17 protein-coding genes are annotated in these 16326 nt (G+C 47.3%); 14 read left to right on the top strand and 3 right to left on the bottom strand.

Annotated features, from left to right (window positions below; translation table 11 throughout):
• Positions 1-4: 4 nt before the first annotated feature.
• From ACFPFU_RS20675 to ACFPFU_RS20610, 14 genes are all read left to right on the top strand, one after another.
• Complete coding sequence (locus ACFPFU_RS20675; protein WP_377067689.1) at positions 5-799, top strand: 3-keto-disaccharide hydrolase; 795 nt, start codon at positions 5-7, stop codon at positions 797-799.
• 114 nt (positions 800-913) lie between these two features.
• Entirely contained in the window at positions 914-2011 is a 1098-nt protein-coding gene (locus ACFPFU_RS20670) for an aldose 1-epimerase family protein (RefSeq protein WP_377067687.1), read from the top strand.
• Positions 2012-2026: 15 nt separating this feature from the next.
• A complete protein-coding gene (locus ACFPFU_RS20665; RefSeq protein ID WP_377067685.1) occupies positions 2027-3238 on the top strand; it encodes a hypothetical protein in 1212 nt (403 codons plus the stop codon).
• A gap of 61 nt (positions 3239-3299) precedes the next feature.
• Positions 3300-4322, top strand: a complete 1023-nt coding sequence (locus tag ACFPFU_RS20660) for a sugar phosphate isomerase/epimerase family protein (protein ID WP_377067683.1) — start codon at positions 3300-3302, stop codon at positions 4320-4322.
• A 57-nt stretch (positions 4323-4379) separates the two neighbouring features.
• Positions 4380-5540 (top strand): Gfo/Idh/MocA family protein, encoded by a 1161-nt coding sequence (locus tag ACFPFU_RS20655; protein ID WP_377067681.1) that lies wholly within the window; start codon positions 4380-4382, stop codon positions 5538-5540.
• 198 nt (positions 5541-5738) lie between these two features.
• A complete protein-coding gene (locus ACFPFU_RS20650; protein WP_377067679.1) occupies positions 5739-6644 on the top strand; it encodes an EboA domain-containing protein in 906 nt (301 codons plus the stop codon).
• Positions 6645-6747: 103 nt separating this feature from the next.
• A complete protein-coding gene (locus ACFPFU_RS20645) occupies positions 6748-7659 on the top strand; it encodes a TatD family hydrolase (RefSeq protein ID WP_377067677.1) in 912 nt (303 codons plus the stop codon).
• 8 nt (positions 7660-7667) lie between these two features.
• Positions 7668-8567, top strand: coding sequence for a UbiA-like protein EboC (gene eboC, locus ACFPFU_RS20640; protein WP_377067675.1), 900 nt, complete (start codon positions 7668-7670; stop codon positions 8565-8567).
• An 82-nt stretch (positions 8568-8649) separates the two neighbouring features.
• Positions 8650-9810 (top strand): 3-dehydroquinate synthase, encoded by a 1161-nt coding sequence (locus ACFPFU_RS20635; protein ID WP_377067673.1) that lies wholly within the window; start codon positions 8650-8652, stop codon positions 9808-9810.
• A 54-nt stretch (positions 9811-9864) separates the two neighbouring features.
• Positions 9865-11073, top strand: a complete 1209-nt coding sequence (gene eboE, locus ACFPFU_RS20630) for a metabolite traffic protein EboE (protein WP_377067671.1) — start codon at positions 9865-9867, stop codon at positions 11071-11073.
• Positions 11070-12446, top strand: a complete 1377-nt coding sequence (locus ACFPFU_RS20625; RefSeq protein WP_377067669.1) for an alkaline phosphatase family protein — start codon at positions 11070-11072, stop codon at positions 12444-12446. The genes eboE and ACFPFU_RS20625 overlap by 4 nt, the downstream gene beginning before the upstream one ends.
• Positions 12447-12551: 105 nt before the next feature.
• Complete coding sequence (locus ACFPFU_RS20620; RefSeq protein WP_377067667.1) at positions 12552-12944, top strand: transmembrane 220 family protein; 393 nt, start codon at positions 12552-12554, stop codon at positions 12942-12944.
• Between the two features lie 23 nt (positions 12945-12967).
• Positions 12968-13966: an adenosine kinase gene (locus tag ACFPFU_RS20615; RefSeq protein WP_377067665.1), complete on the top strand. Its 999-nt coding sequence runs from the start codon at positions 12968-12970 to the stop codon at positions 13964-13966.
• 83 nt (positions 13967-14049) lie between these two features.
• On the top strand, positions 14050-14451 hold the full coding sequence (locus ACFPFU_RS20610; protein ID WP_377067663.1) for a hypothetical protein: 402 nt from the start codon (positions 14050-14052) through the stop codon (positions 14449-14451).
• 151 nt (positions 14452-14602) lie between these two features.
• Here the strand turns inward: ACFPFU_RS20610 and ACFPFU_RS20605 are convergent, their stop codons facing one another.
• From ACFPFU_RS20605 to ispF, 3 genes are read right to left on the bottom strand one after another with little or no spacing between them, the layout of a single operon-like run.
• Positions 14603-15160: a hypothetical protein gene (locus tag ACFPFU_RS20605; protein ID WP_377067661.1), complete on the bottom strand. Its 558-nt coding sequence runs from the start codon at positions 15158-15160 to the stop codon at positions 14603-14605.
• A complete protein-coding gene (gene mnmC2, locus ACFPFU_RS20600; protein WP_377067659.1) occupies positions 15145-15831 on the bottom strand; it encodes a tRNA (5-methylaminomethyl-2-thiouridine)(34)-methyltransferase MnmC2 in 687 nt (228 codons plus the stop codon). Before mnmC2 ends, ACFPFU_RS20605 begins: the two co-directional genes overlap by 16 nt.
• 10 nt (positions 15832-15841) lie before the next feature.
• Positions 15842-16324, bottom strand: a complete 483-nt coding sequence (gene ispF, locus ACFPFU_RS20595) for a 2-C-methyl-D-erythritol 2,4-cyclodiphosphate synthase (protein WP_377067657.1) — start codon at positions 16322-16324, stop codon at positions 15842-15844.
• Positions 16325-16326: the final 2 nt, after the last annotated feature.

The raw sequence follows: 16326 nt of genomic DNA, 5'->3' as shown, positions 1-16326 counted from the left end.
CCTGATGATGAAGAAAACCGCAAATAAACAACTTACACTCATATATGGCCTTGCCCTGGCAGTCCTCGCATCATGCGGAGGAGGCGCCCAAGAGGGTTCCGACAATGCCTCGCAACCACAAGATAACGATGACGGGTTTGTTTCCATTTTTGACGGCCAATCATTGAGCGGCTGGGAAGGAGACCCCATGTACTGGCGGGTTGAAAATGGCCATATCGTGGGCCAGCTTACCGAGGATACGCCATTGAAGAGCAATACCTTCCTTATATGGCAGGGAGGACAACCTGCCGATTTTGAACTGAAAGGGGAATTCAGAATATCCGAAAGCGGAAACTCTGGTATTCAATACAGAAGTGAGCGGCTGGATACCATTCCCTACGCCCTCCGCGGTTATCAGGCGGACATGGATGGTAAAAACAATTATACCGGCCAAAATTATGAGGAAAGAAAGCGGACAACACTCGCCTATATAGGCCAGAAAACAAAAATCAACCCCCAGGAAAAGGCGGGCGACTTGAGAGCCAATATTGAAAGAAATGCCTGGCTGGGTCTTGAAGTCACCGCGTCATTGGGTGACAGGGATTCCCTCAGGAACCTGGTTAAAAAAGAAGATTGGAATGAGTTCCACCTTGTTATCAAGGGGAACAGGCTGCAACATTATATCAACGGAACACTGATGAGTGATGTGACGGATGAAGATCCGGTAAACAGGGCCATGGAAGGATATCTGGGGATTCAGGTACACACGGGACCTCCCATGAAAGTGGAACTGAGGGAACTTTACATCAAAGAACTTTAATACCTGACCTCTTTGTGGATGATTTTGATCACGGGTTTTGCCAAAACCCGACAGAACAGGATAGTCTATCAAAGAGGAATGATTATATTGGAATCCTAAACCATCAATTAACCCATGCCTGAAACCCCTGATTCAACCTCCCTGCCGTGGAAAGGCAAAGTCGGCCATGTTTCCCAAATAGGGGGTATAGAAACCTCCGTACTGGACAACGGACCGGGAAGAGGTGTCCGGATTGCCTGGGTAGACACGGGAGCCGGATTGAGGTATAAGGTGGTGTTGGACAGGGCAATGGATATTGCTGAGGCTTTTTATTTGCAGCATGGGCTCTCTTGGATCAGTCAGGTCGGAATCACTCCGCCATCCCGTTTTTCGGATAAGGGCGTGGATTGGCTCAGGACTTTTACCGGTGGATTTTTGACCACATGTGGTCTTTCCCATGTAGGTGGGCCTGAAGAGGATGATTTTGGACAAAGAGGGTTACACGGACACATCAGTAACCTTCCTGCCGAGGTGGTTTCCATCAAGCAGCCCGACCCCTTTTCCGGGGATCTGGACATGCATATCAGCGGCGTGATAAGGGAAACCAAAGTATTCGGACCTCATTTGATGTTAAAGAGAACCATTTCGGGAAAATTGGGCCAACCTTTTCTTGAGATAAAGGATGAAGTGGTCAATCAGTCCAACATAACCGTTCCGCACATGCTTTTGTACCATTTTAATTTCGGGTGGCCGCTTGTAGACGAGGGAACAGAGATTATCTGGAAAGGAGATTGGTCGGCCCGCGATGGCAGCAAAAACAACAGGATATTTAATCGCAACAACAATTTTAAAAAGTGTCCTGCGCCCCTGCAGGCACATGCCGGTACCGGAGAGGATGTGGCTTTTATCAAACCTGAGGCGGACCATTCCGGAAGTTGTAAGGCGGGCTTTTACAATCCCAAACTGGATCTGGCCACTGTGTTGATTTTTAAAAAGGAACAATTGCCCTGGCTGGTGAACTGGCAGCATTGGGGGGAGAACGAATATGTTACCGCACTGGAACCTGCCACTCATCCTCCAATCGGCCAATCCCAAGCAAGAGAGGAGCGAACCCTTATTGAGCTTGGCCCGGGAGAGAAGCGGGAGTATGAGTTGCGGTTTGAGATCCTTGGGACAGAAACAGAAAAAAAATCATTATTGGAAATCAACAATTACTCGACTATACAACAATAAATCTAATTACAACCTATGAGTTTGGCAAAAAAAGCATTAGATCAGGGCGACGGAATTTTAAGACTGACCCCTACTTGGGTACCCCGTTCTTTTTGTGTTCCGGGAAGGCGGATCAAACTCCATCCCGATGATTATTATGCCCTGGGAGGGGCACGGGGAGGGATCGACGAGCGGTGGTTTTCGTCTACCACACCCGCTGAAAACGGCCCTCTCACCAGTAAGAATGAAGGTCTCAGCCATATCGCCTATGAGGATGGAGGGAAAACCGACCTTTTCCTTTTGAAAGATGCCATCGATGAACTTGGCGGTGAGATCATCGGCAACCGGATCTGGAATGAATACAAATCCTGGCCGATGTACTCAAAGTTTTTTGACAATATGGGACCGCTACCACACCACATCCATCCCAATGATGAGTTTGGGGCGCTGACCGGCCAAAACGGCAAACCCGAAGCATATTATTACCCTCCGCAACTGAACAATCATGGCGGGGATTATCCTTATACCTTCTTTGGAATTGCTCCCGGTACCACCAAAGATCAGATCAGAGAATGTCTGATGAATTTCAACAAGGGAGACAATCGCATCACCAATTATTCCCAGGCCTTTAAACTGCAGCCCGGGACGGGCTGGGATGTGCCTCCGGGGATGCTGCATGCTCCGGGTAGTCTCTGTACCTATGAGCCGCAGAAGGCTTCTGATATTTTTGCCATGTACCAGTCCCTGGTTAATGAAGCGATCATTCCCGAGGAATTGCTATGGAATGCGACGCCAAAAGACCGTATCGGGGACTATGATCTCCTGGTTGAAATGATTGACTGGGAGCTAAATGTCAATCCAAATCTGCTTGAAACCCGCTATATGGAACCCATTCCTGTAAGGGATGCCAATGAAATGCAAGCAGCGGGCTATCATGAAAACTGGATATGCTACCGTTCCCACGATTACAGTGCCAAGGAACTGACGGTATTTCCGGGGCAAACCGTTGTCATCAAAGATGCGGCAGCCTATGGTATGATTATGATGCAGGGCTATGGAAAAATGGGCCCCTGGGACATAGAAACTCCCGCCTTGATCCGTTTTGGCCAATTGACCCATGACGAGTATTTTGTTTCGGAAAAGGCAGCTTCCGAGGGAGTGAAAATCACCAACCTATCCAAGTCGGATCCTATTGTGATGCTGAAGCATTTTGGTCCAAGAAATCCCGATTTGAAGGTCAGGGAATAGCCAGGCGGACGCCGACGAACTCAACAACAAATAACTCAATAACAAATAACGCTAAAATACCATGAACAATTTTCCAAAACTTCACAACGCCACTTGGCCCGGACTTGTAGGGAAAGGGCCGGACTCGGAGCCCGTAATTCCCTTCGATAGCATGCTGGAAATGACTGCTGCGGCAGAGGTCAACGGAGTGAAATTTGATGGCATAGACTTAGGACTGCTTGAACCTCATTTTAACCTGGATGATCCCGATGAAGCAAAGAGGTTGGCGGATAAGGTTTCGGAGCGCAATCTCAACATAGGCTCTCTGGTGGCCCCCATTTGGGCAGGCTCGGCCATGGGGTCTGATGATGCCCGTAAAACTTTTGTGGACATGGTCCGGAAATCCTGTGTTTTTGGCCAGCAATTGAAGGAGCTGGGGGTGAGACATTATGGGGTTGTCCGGATTGACTCGGCGGCGTCCGTTTCAGATTGGGCCAAGGATCCCGCAGGAAATACCAAGTTGATAGCACAGACTTTCAGGGAGGCTTGTGATGTGGCGGCGGATTTTGGTGAAAAGCTGGCTGCTGAAGGCGAAATCTGCTGGGGCGGTATGCACAGCTGGAAATACATGATCGAAACTTTGGAAATGGTGGACAGACCCAACATCGGTTTTCAGGCGGATATGTCCCATACCTTTCTGTATACCATGGGCTACAATGCTCCCGAGCACCGGGTATTGCCCAAGGATTTTGATAAAGGTGACCGGGAATCCATCAAGGCCGCCCTTAAGACCATTACCGACGTACTTCGCCCATGGACCATTGACTTCCATGTGGCGCAGAATGATGGTTCCGTATTTGGTTCAGGTTCCCATGACAAGACCGGCCGTCACTGCCAGGCTACCGACCCCAACGGGCTGCTGGACATCGCCCATGATGCGGGCTACTGGTTGAGGGATGAAAACGGAAACTTGACCAAGGCCTTCCAACATATCTGCTGGGACGGCTGTATGTTTCCCAATGCCGTGATGGAAAAACAACAGACCTGGAACGACATCCTGGCAGCGATGATTAAGGTCCGTGAGGCCCACGGGTGGAGCGAATAACCGCGGCTTGGTACGCCCCTATGTTTTATCCATTTCTTTTTATAAAAAAATTTAAAGATGAAAGAGACCAAAAAAATAAGAATAGGAATGATAGGTACGGGCCTCATGGGAAGGATCCATACCAACGGTTATAAAAGACTGGGAGACTTCTTTCCGGAATACGAATACCGGCCTGTGTTGCAGGTGGCATGTTCGAGAAGGGAAGAAAAAATCAAAGCTTTTGCTGAGCAATGGGGATATGCTTCCTATGAGACGGATTGGAGGAAGGTCATCGAGCGGGATGACGTGGATGCGGTAGATATCTGTACCCCTAACGATACCCATGCGGAAATTGCCATAGCGGCGGCAAAGGCCGGCAAGATGATACTCTGTGAGAAGCCATTGGCGAGAACACTGGAAGAAGCTGAAGCCATGGTAAAAGCGATAGAAGAAGCGGGAGTAAAAAATACGGTTTGGTATAACTACCGAAGGATCCCTGCTGTCACTTTGGCCAAGCAGGTGGTGGATTCCGGGAAGCTGGGAAAAATCTTCCACTACAGGGCGAATTTTCTTCAGGACTGGACCATTAACCCCGAATTGCCTCAAGGGGGTGATGCACTGTGGAGGCTGGATGTGGATGCTGCTGGATCCGGAGTCACCGGGGATTTGTTGGCACACTGCATCGATACAGCCATGTGGCTGAACGGGGGTATCAAAGATGTGTCTGCCATGACCGAGACTTTTATCAAAGAAAGGGTCCACCAGGGAAGCGGTGAAAAGCAGAAAGTAGGCATTGACGATGCTTGTGCTTTCCACTGCCATTTCGATAACGGTTCTCTGGGGCTGTTTGAAGCTACCCGGTATGCGAGAGGCCATAAAGCCCTGTATACTTTTGAAATCAATGGCGAACATGCTTCCATACGCTGGGACCTGCACGACTTGAACCGCCTTGAATATTTTGACCACAATGATGAGTCTATTGTCAGGGGATGGAGATCCATACACGTGACAGACGGTGACCAGCCATATATGGACAGGTGGTGGATTCCGGGGACCTGTATAGGTTATGAACATTCCTTTATCCATCAGGTGGCCGATTTCTTTAAGAGCCTGGAAAGTGATGCCGCTTGCGCGCCTACCTTCAAAGATGCTTATGAAACCCAAAAGGTGTGCCAGGCGGTCTTGGATTCGGCGACATCAAGAAGCTGGAAGGACACCGGCGTGGATTGGGACGGCTAAGTTCTTTCATCCGATAGCATATTTTGGATAATTCGGAGCCCAATGGCTTCGGTATGGACAAATCTAAGCTGGTGGTGTACCGGCTTAGATTTGTTTTTTAGCCCAATACCGTCGCCTGTAAAGTATGATTAAACTCATATTCCTTACCTGTACGATGAATTAATGCTATCTTTACATATAATAAAATGAAGATTGACCATGGGAGATAAAAACCAAATTCTTTCGCAGGCAAAATCCTACTTGAATCAGCTCCTTCAAAGAACCAGCCCTCAGAAATCTATAGACTGGCTGTATCAACAGTGCGAAAAAATCAACACGGCGGGGTCGGAAACAAAACTGTTTCTGGCGTTCAGCCAGGCATCCCGGCATTTTTCAAAAGATCCATGGATCTTAACTGAGGAAGAGATCGAAGCAGCAGATAGCGTAAGGAAGGGGTTTATGCCTCAAAAATGGAACAGCCTTAGAGCTGCCCGGTGCTTTTTGCTGCTTCAGGCGGTGTCTGAGGAAAATGATAAGTGGCTGAGTCTAATGGACACGTTATTTGAAACCGCGGATATGCATGAGCAGGAGGCTTTATATGGTGCTCTGCCGCTTTTGCCCTTTCCGGAAAAGCTAACCAAAAGAGCCTCGGAAGGGCTGCGGACCAACATTACTTCTGTGTTTGATGCCGTGGCACTGGATAACCCCTATCCGGCCGATCACCTTGACGAAAAAGCCTGGAACCAGCTGGTACTTAAAGCCATATTTTTACAGCGCCCCCTGTATCGGATTATAGGTGCAGACGGGCGGGCCAATAAAGATCTCGCCAATACACTTGTGGATTATGTGCATGAACGCTGGTCGGCCGGAAGGGAAGTTTTTCCTGAACTGTGGCGTTTTGTCGGACCTTATTTGGATGATGACGCGGTATCGCTATTCAAGAAGGTGTTGAAGTCCGGAACAGAATTGGAAAAACAGGCGGCAGGATTGGCTTTGCGGGCAAACGGGTCTTCGGCTGCGCTCTCCCTGCTGGAACCTTATCCTGAGATCAAGGCAGCCCTGGATTTGGGAGGGATTAACTGGTCCTCCATAGGCAAGGAATATTACAAAAAAGGCACAGTATAGTGACCCGCTGGCCGGTTTTCAGAAAATGGGAAACCCCGGCCATCAAGAATGCTTTTGAATTGAAGAATAATATATTTAGGTTAGCCTTAAAAATACAGTAGTTATGATGTACATTGATCCCCATATACATGTCACTTCCAGGACAACGGACGATTATGAGGCGATGCAAAAGGCAGGAATTGTCGCCATCATCGAGCCGGCCTTTTGGCTGGGACAGCCCCGTACCAAAGTCGGTAGTTTTCAGGATTATTTTAGCAGTCTGGTGGGTTGGGAAAGATTCCGGGCAAAGCAATTTGGCATTGTCCACTATTGCACAATAGGATTGAATTCCAAAGAGGCCAACAATGTCCCTCTTGCTGAGGAAGTCATGGAGCTTTTGCCCTTATATGTGGGCAAGGAGGGGGTGGTAGCCATCGGTGAAATCGGATACGATGACCAGACGGAAGCTGAGGATAGATTTTACCGCCTGCAGTTGGAGCTTGCTAAGGAAGTAAGTTTGCCTGTAATGATTCATACGCCCCATAGAGACAAGAAAAAAGGAACCACCAAAAGCATGGACGTCAGTGAAGAGCACGGCCTCGATCCGGGCATGGTGATCGTGGACCATAATAATGAGGAGACGGTAGAAGAGGTTTTGGATAGAGGCTATTGGGCAGCATTTACCATTTATCCCCATACAAAAATGGGCAGTGAAAGGATGGTGGAAGTTGTCAAAAAATACGGTCCCGAAAGGATCATCATAGACAGCGCCGCTGACTGGGGTATCAGCGATCCGCTCGCGGTGCCAAAGACGGCGGATTTGATGCGGAAAAAAGGAATTCCCGAGGAGCATATCCGGCTTACCTGTTATCAAAACGCCCTTACCGCCTATGGCCAGAGTGGACAAATGGAAGAAAGGGACTGGCTGGAAAGAGAACCTATAGATCAGACCAAAAAACATGGGGGAAGCACGGTACTTCGCGGTGGGCAGACACCCAGAGTGGAAAAAGGAGCTTCAGGAGCGGTGGAGAACTGATTGGTTAAATGGGGAAATTGAAGGCGCATGTCCGGCTTACCAGGCCGGCCAACATCGTGACGGCAATAGCTGATATTCTGGCAGGTTTTTCGGTTTCGGGAGCTGTGTGGCTCCTTTATCCCATGGAGGACACCTATTGGTTTTTTTCCCTCTTGTGGTTGATGCTTTCTACAATCGGCTTATACGGAGGAGGCGTAGCTTTTAACGATGTTTTTGATGCGGAGCTGGATGCCAAAGAAAGACCGGAACGCCCCATACCCAGTGGCCAGGCTACCGTCACCAGCGCGGGATGGATGGCCTTTGGATTGATGCTTATGGGGGTACTTGCCGCATGGATGGTCAATGCATTCAGCGGTTGGATCGCTATATCCATAGCTTTGCTCGCCGTACTGTATGATGCCTGGGGAAAGCACCAGTTAATTTTTGGCCCCATTAATATGGGACTATGCAGGGCAGGGAATCTACTTCTCGGCGTCAGTGTTATTCCGGAAATGATCGGGAAATACTGGTACCTGGGACTGATCCCACTGTTTTACGTGGCAGCGATAACCATGGTTAGCAGGGGGGAAGTGCACGGCAAAAACAAAAGCGCCCTTCAGGGGGGCATGTTCATTTATCTGCTTATCGTGACTGCTATTTTTATTTTGTCTTTTATTCACTATGAAAATTGGTGGGAAAGCCTTCCTTTCCTAATTTTACTGGTCTATTTTATTTTCCCGCCCTTGTGGAGAGCGCTGAAGTTTCAGGAACCGTCGTTAATCGGGAAAGCAGTAAAGGCCGCTGTTTTGGCTTTGATCATATTGAATGCCACACTTGCCTCTGCCTTTTCGGGCTGGGTGGTCGGGTTGTGTATTCTTCTACTGTTACCGCTTTCATTGAAGTTGGCGAAGGTGTTTGCTGTAACCTAGTGGGCATAAAAGGGGTTTATGACTATAGAGAGTAAAAGATTATATAAAAATCGTGCGCCCTTAAGCGGGGAGTAAAAATGAAATGAAAAAAATTAAGCACAAATCGATAGAACAGGCTTTTCAGGTTCCTTTCAGGTACTCGGTATTTTTTACCGAAAACCTGTTTGATACTGAAAACACGCTGCTTGCAGAAACCATCGGAGCCGGAAAAAAAACCAAGGTGTATTTTGTGTTGGACGAGGGCTTGGTAAATGCACACCCTGATCTTGAAGAGAAAATCCGCGCTTACGCTGACACCTACAAAGCCATTTTTACCCTTTGTGCGTCGCCGCTGATTGTACCAGGTGGCGAGCGGGTCAAAAACGATCAGGGCATATTGCAGCAGGTTCTCGACGCTACGCACGAGTTTGGAATAGACCGGCATTCTTATATAGTTGCCGTGGGCGGTGGCGCTGTGTTGGATATGGTAGGCTTCGCCGCAGCCATTGCGCACAGGGGCATCAGACACATTCGGGTGCCTACCACGGTACTGTCTCAGAACGATTCAGGGGTAGGCGTCAAAAACGGCATCAATGCTTTCGGGAAAAAGAACTTTCTAGGCACCTTTGCTCCCCCATATGCGGTGATCAATGACAGCACGTTTTTAAAGACACTGGAACCAAGGGATTGGAGATCGGGGATTTCCGAGGCGATAAAGGTGGCTTTGATAAAAGACGCAGGTTTCTTTGAATGGATAGAAAATCATGCTGCGGCATTAATGGATAAAAATCATCCTGCAATGGATGAATTGATATACAGGTGTGCCCAAATGCACCTTGACCACATTGCAGGGAAGGATCCTTTTGAAACAGGTTCATCAAGGCCCTTGGATTTTGGTCATTGGGCTGCTCACAAACTGGAGCATTTAAGTCAATACAGTGTCCGTCATGGGGAGGCTGTAGCGATCGGCATCGCGCTGGATACAGCTTATTCCCATCTTATAGGGATGATTACCGAGAGCGAAATGTACAGGGTGTTGCAACTTACCAAACAGTTGGGTTTTGAACTTTATGTACCGGATCTTTCGGGTGACGCTTTATTAGCAGGCTTGGAGGAATTCAGGGAACATCTGGGGGGGGAGCTGACCATCACCTTATTGGAAAAGATAGGAAAGGGTGTAGAAGTACATAAAATGGACAAGAATCTTATTCTTGAAGCTGTGGAGAGACTAAAAAGTTTTCAACTTGAAGGTCAAAATGCCTGATAGATTTTGTCCTTATTTTAAATTACCATATTCCACATAACAAATTCGCCTTAAATGCAGATTGCAAATGTCCACCTGACCTACTGTACCAATATCCATCCAGGGGAGAGCTGGGAAGCCACTTTTGACAATTTAAAAAAATATGTGCCCAACATCAAAAAAAACGTTTCTCCGGACGGGGCTTTTGCCATCGGGTTGAGGCTTTCTGATGAAGCCAGTGTCGGACTCCTCCGAGGGGATAACCTAGGTGAGTTCAAACGCTGGCTGGAAGAAGAGCAATGCTATGTTTTCACGTTTAATGGGTTTCCTTTTGGCGGGTTTCACAGACAAGTGGTGAAGGATGAGGTCCATCACCCAGACTGGACTACTCCGGAGAGGCTGGCCTATACCCTGAGGTTATTTGATATTCTCGCCCAGCTGCTGCCGGAGGGAATGGATGGAGGGATCTCCACTTCACCCTTGACGTACAGGCATTGGCATCATGGAGAAAAAGCCATAGAAGCTGTGAAGAGGAAATCCTGTGAGCATTTGTTGGAGGTGGTTCAGCATCTGCATAAGATCAAAGCCACAACGGGTCAGGTATTGCATTTAGACATTGAGCCGGAACCCGATGGATTATTGGAGAATGCCGGAGAAGTCATTGATTTTTTTAAAGAGTGGCTCATTCCCTTGGGGACAACGGTGCTTTTTGAACAACTGGGCTTGCCCGAAACGGAAGCAGCCGCTGTGGTGAAGGAACATATCCGCGTTTGTTATGATGTCTGTCATTTTGCGGTGGCGTATGAGGACCATGGCGCGGTGGTGGCGGCATTTGAGAGAGAAGGGATAAAAACCGGGAAAATACAAATCAGTGCGGCACTGAAAGTGAAAATCCCACAGGATAAAAAGAAAAGGAAAGACGTGGAGAGAGCCCTCCTTCCCTTTGTGGAATCTACCTACCTCCATCAAGTGATAGGAAGGAACCAGGAAGGCACATTGACTTCTTACCCCGATTTGCCGGATGCTTTGGTTAACCTGGCCGATACCGATGACGGGGAATGGAGGATACATTTTCATGTTCCGGTATTCGTGGATTCTTATGGATTGTTACAGTCTACCCAGTCCGATATATTGAAGGTGTTGGAGCTAAATTGTAGTCATGCATTTACGGCTCATTTAGAAGTGGAGACATATACTTGGGAAGTCCTTCCCCATGATATGCACCGGACTTTGGAAGGAGATATCAGCCGGGAGCTGGAATGGGTAAAATCAAAACTGCCATGAAAAAAACGGTTGTACTTAATGTAGTTGCTTTGTCGCCCAGGCTTTTGGGTGAACATACACCTTTTTTGAAAAAGTGGGTGGATGAGGGGAAGTTGGCTCATGTGAAGCCGGTACTGCCCGCGGTAACCTGTTCATCACAATCGGTCTACCTCACAGGAAGATGGCCTTCCGAAAACGGCATTGTGGGGAATGGCTGGTACTTTAGGGATGAATGCGAAGTCAAATTCTGGCGCCAGTCCAACCACCTGGTGCAATCGCCCAAAATCTGGGATGAATTGCGTGCCGCTGATCCGGGATTTACCTGCGCCAATATGTTTTGGTGGTACAATATGTACTCAGACGTGGATTATGCCGTGACGCCTAGACCCCTATATCCTTCTGATGGCAGGAAATTACCGGATGTTCATTCCCAGCCCATGGATTTAAGGGACAGGCTTCAGCAGGAACTGGGACAGTTTCCTTTGTTTTCATTCTGGGGCCCCAATGCCAACATCGCTTCGAGTAAATGGATCGCCGATGCTTCCATCAAAGTGGATGAGTGGCACGACCCGACCCTTACCTTTATCTATCTGCCGCATTTGGATTATGGCCTGCAGAAGCATGGGATTGATTTCGGAAAAATCAGCAAAGACCTGCGTGAAATTGACGCGTTGTGCGAAAACCTCATCAAATATTATGAGCACCGAGGCGCAGAAGTCATCCTGCTTTCCGAATACGCCATTACTTCTGTGCATCATCCGGTCCATATCAACAGGATATTGAGAAAAGAAGGTTATATTCAGGTAAAAAATGAACTGGGGCTGGAGACGTTGGATGCGGGTACCTGCAGGGCATTTGCTGTGGCGGACCATCAATTGGCACATGTGTATGTGAAAGATAAGAATGACCTGCCCGCGGTTAAGGCCCTCTTGGAAGGGACCCCGGGGATAGAAAAGGTTTTGGATGAGGAGGGGAAGAAAGCATTTCACCTTGATCACGGAAGAGCCGGAGAGCTGGTAGCTGTCGCGGATAAAAATTCCTGGTTTACCTATTACTACTGGCTGGATGATATAAAAGCCCCAGATTATGCCAGGACGGTGGATATCCACAGAAAGCCGGGATATGATCCCGTGGAGATGTTTGCTGATCCGGAGATCAAATTTTTAAAAGCTAAGATCGGTTGGAAACTGTTGCAGAAAAAATTGGGCTTCAGGTACCTGATGGATGTAATCCCCTTGGATGCCCGTTTGGTGAAGGGATCTCATGGTAGGATCAATGAGAGTGTGCTGGATTGGCCGTTGCTGGCTACCAAAAACCAAGATCTGATAAGCGGTACAGACATGGAGCCGACAGATGTGTATGGGCTGATATTAAAGCAGGTCCAAGGGGCTTGACCGCTGATAACGACCCAGGACTGGCTTAACAACGGAATGATTCTGTTTACCAATTATGACAAAGAGTGAGTCTTGAAATGAAGTTTATTCCTAAATCTGATACATATGAATAAATCATGGAAAGTTTTTTTTGGCGTTTGGGCTTTACTTTTTCTGCTGTTTGCTTACCTGCAACTGAATGATCCGGATCCCGAGTGGTGGGTACCGGCATATCTTTTGGCAGCAACCATGTCGGGGCTGGGAGCTTTCGGATTTTTTCCTATTCGAATACTGGTAGTATTGACTTTTGGTTATCTTATTGTGGCGATGTTTTTTTGGCCGGAGAATATCGGGGGATGGATTTCTCAAGAATGGGCACAAAAAGACCTGACCATGAAAACCGAACAGATGGAGATCAACCGGGAGTTTTTTGGATTGGTGATTATGGCGGTCGTATCTGCGTTAGCGGCGATTGTCGGCAGGCAACAGTACCTGGCAGGAAAAAAGGATCTCAACTAGCTTACCATAAATAAATCAACAGGATGAAAAAAAAATACAACGTGACGGGTATCGGCAATGCCTTGGTGGATATCGAGTTTGAAGTCAGTGACGATTTTCTTGACAAACACGGAATCGAAAAGGGACTGATGACCTTAGTGGATGAGGAAAGGCAGACTGAACTGATGCGGGTTATTAAAACTAAAACCTCCAAAATGCAGTGTGGCGGTTCTGCTGCGAATTCCATGATAGCCCTTAGCCAGTTCGGAGGCAATGCCTATTACTGTTGCAAAGTAGCGGATGATGAGTTGGGAAGGTTTTTTGTAGATGACCTCAGAGATGCGGGTGTGGACAATAACCTGGAAGCAAACAGGCTGGAGAAAGGTATTACGGGAAAATGTCTCGTAATGGTGACAGCGGATGCGGAGCGGACCATGAATACCTTCCTGGGCATTACGCAGGATTTGTCCGTCAACGAGGTGAATGAAAATGCCATCAGGAATTCTGAATACTTATACCTGGAAGGTTATCTGGTCACGTCTCCATCGGGAAAAGAAGCCATGCATTATTCCAAAAAAATTGCAGAAGATAACGGCACCAAAGTGGCCCTGACCTTTTCCGATCCTTCGATGGTCAAATATTTTAAGTCCGCTTTTGATGGTCTGATAGGCCACAGCGTAGACATGCTTTTTGCAAATGAGGATGAGGCCAGGCTTTTTACCGGAAAGGACGATTTAATGGAAGCCAGGGAGGAATTGAAGAGGGTGGCGAAATATTTTGTCATTACCCAGGGGAAAAACGGCGCGATGATTTTCGACGGGGATACGTTTGTTGACATTGAACCCTATCCTACCAAAGCCCTGGACAGTAACGGCGCGGGTGATATGTTTGCCGGGGCCTTTTTGTATGGCATCACCAATGGGCATTCATTCGCGTCCAGCGGGAAGCTGGCCAGCATGGCTTCCTCAAAAATAGTGAGCCAGTTTGGCCCGAGGTTAAAATGGCACGAAGCCAAGCAAGTATTGACCAGATTAAACCCATAATTGATTGATTGGGTATTTTATTGAAATTTATTTTTATTATATCTATATTGTTTTTTAGAACGTCTTTCTAAACAAATTTTCATATGAAAAAAGTAACACTCACATCAATGGATTATCGCATGGGCATGATTCTGTTTGCCCTTTGCTGCTTTGTTTTCTTTGCTTCCCAAGCCAATGAAAAAGATGGCGATGGGGAAGAAATCAGCGTAACCGGAGAAGTATTGGATCTTTCCTGCTACATGGCCGGGGGTGCTAAAGGTGAAGGGCATAAAGGATGTGCTGAAAAATGCATCAACAATGGAATGCCTATGGGGCTTTTGACTGCGGATGGGAAAGTTTATCTCTTGGTTGAGGACCATAAAAACGCCTCGCCCTATCAGTCTTTAAAAAACCATGCCGCTGAGCAAGTAGATGTAACCGGTAAACATTTCGTGAGAAACGGGATGGCCAGCATTGTCATTGGAAAGGTCCAGCCGAAAAGCTGACCATGAGCAATCAGGATAACCCAGCCTGGAAAGGTTGTCTCAAAAGCGTTGGATCAACTACCGGAAATCATTTTTGATTCCTGGAATCGGCCTTCTTCCGTCTGATAATTTTTGCTTTTGGGACAGCCTCTTCTTCTTCTTATTATTATTATTATTCAAAAATCACATACATAAAAGAATATTCTGTTTTTACCAGCGTGTCGCCTTCTGCGGGGTGATAGGTTAATTCAAACTCAATTTGACTCAGGTCAAGGGCATCATTGATGACAACCTGGTGTTTTTCAGGTTCGATAGCTGTTTTCACATAGTCCCTGATCCGAGGCAGACTGAAAGCTACTTTTCCCGCATGGTCAACCGGAAAAGAGACTTTCAAATAGAACTTGTCCTCAAAAAGGAAAGCATCTTGGATTTTGGGATAAAAAAAATTGTTGATCCGGACTCCTTCTGAAATCGTAGACTCATAATAGCAGTTGTTTTCTGCATAAATCATCTGAACAATACTTTCTCCGTCCTTTTCCGAATAGAACCCTTCTTTTTCGGTTTTCTTCAAGGATGGGCTTGTTTCTTTGGTAGCAAGGCTCCCGTCGTTCTGCCGGAGGGGATATTCTGTTGCGGATGAATCACCGGCCTTTTTCTGGCATCCGGAAACCCAACAGATCATACTGAGGTACAAGACGACGGCAATATGTCTGTTTAGGATGTTTTCCACCCTCTTGTCATTTCCTTTTTACCAGGGGGACCGGGAACCTGGTCCAATGTCAACGAAAGTTCCTGCAGGTTTTTCTTCAGATGGCCGGCAGCACAATAAGTGACAAACGCCGCCCCGGGATTCATGGCATCTACGGTTTTTTCCAACATATTTTTGTTCCATAAATCGGGTTGCTTTTTTGGGGAAAAAGCATCAAAATATACCACGTCAGCATGATATAGACTGACCTGCTCCAACGTGGTTTTTTCTTTTTTTATATTAAAATAATCGGTGACTGGCACTCCCTGATCCCAGTCCAGTTGGTGAAGCCGCTGAAAATAAGGGGTATAAGGAGTCAGGGTTTCATCAAGCTGTGTAAAATTAAGCTGGGAATAAATTTCTTTTGGCAGAGGATAAGGCTCAATGGTATGGTACAGGACAGGTACTTGGTTTTGTTCCGCCCAGATCAGGGTGAGCCAGGCATTGAGTCCAGTCCCGAATCCGACCTCAAATACCCTTATCGGGAATTTGCCCCTGTTGCGGGCATACCATGCTTCCAAACCGTAAAGAAGGAAAACATGGATGGATTCCCGGTAGGCCCCGTGGGTAGAGTGATAGCTTTCGTTGATTTCAGGTAGGTAAACAGAGTGTGATCCATCCTCTGTGATTATGATTTTGGGTCCTTTGTCCATATCGCCAGGATTATTCTTGATAGATCAATGCAACACAATACGCTGAGACACCTTCCTGCCTGCCTACGAAGCCAAGCCTTTCTGTGGTGGTCGCTTTGATGGAAACAAGTGACTCGTGTATGTCCATGACTCCTGCCAGACATTTTTGCATGGCAGGAATATGTGGGTTGACTTTGGGTAACTGCAAACAAACCGTGCTGTCAATATTGCCGATTTTGAAGCCGTTTTCTTTCAGCAGTCCCACGACGTTTTTAAGCAGGAACTTGCTGTCAATTCCTTTGTATTGGGGATCTTGGTCGGGAAAATGGTAACCTATATCCCGGAGGTTCGCGGCACCGAGCAACGCATCACAGATAACATGGATGAGCACGTCTGCATCTGAATGACCAACGGCGCCTTTTTCATGGGGCACTTGTATCCCGCCTAACCAAAATGGATAACCTTCTTTTAGTTGATGAACATCATATCCGAAACCTACTCTGAAAGTCTTCATAG

The sequence above is a fragment of the Negadavirga shengliensis genome, assembly GCF_042652345.1.
In the GTDB taxonomy this organism is placed as follows: Bacteria; Bacteroidota; Bacteroidia; order Cytophagales; family Cyclobacteriaceae; genus Negadavirga; species Negadavirga shengliensis.
Note: the sequence above shows the minus strand (reverse complement) of the source record. Positions and strands in the feature narration are given on the sequence as shown.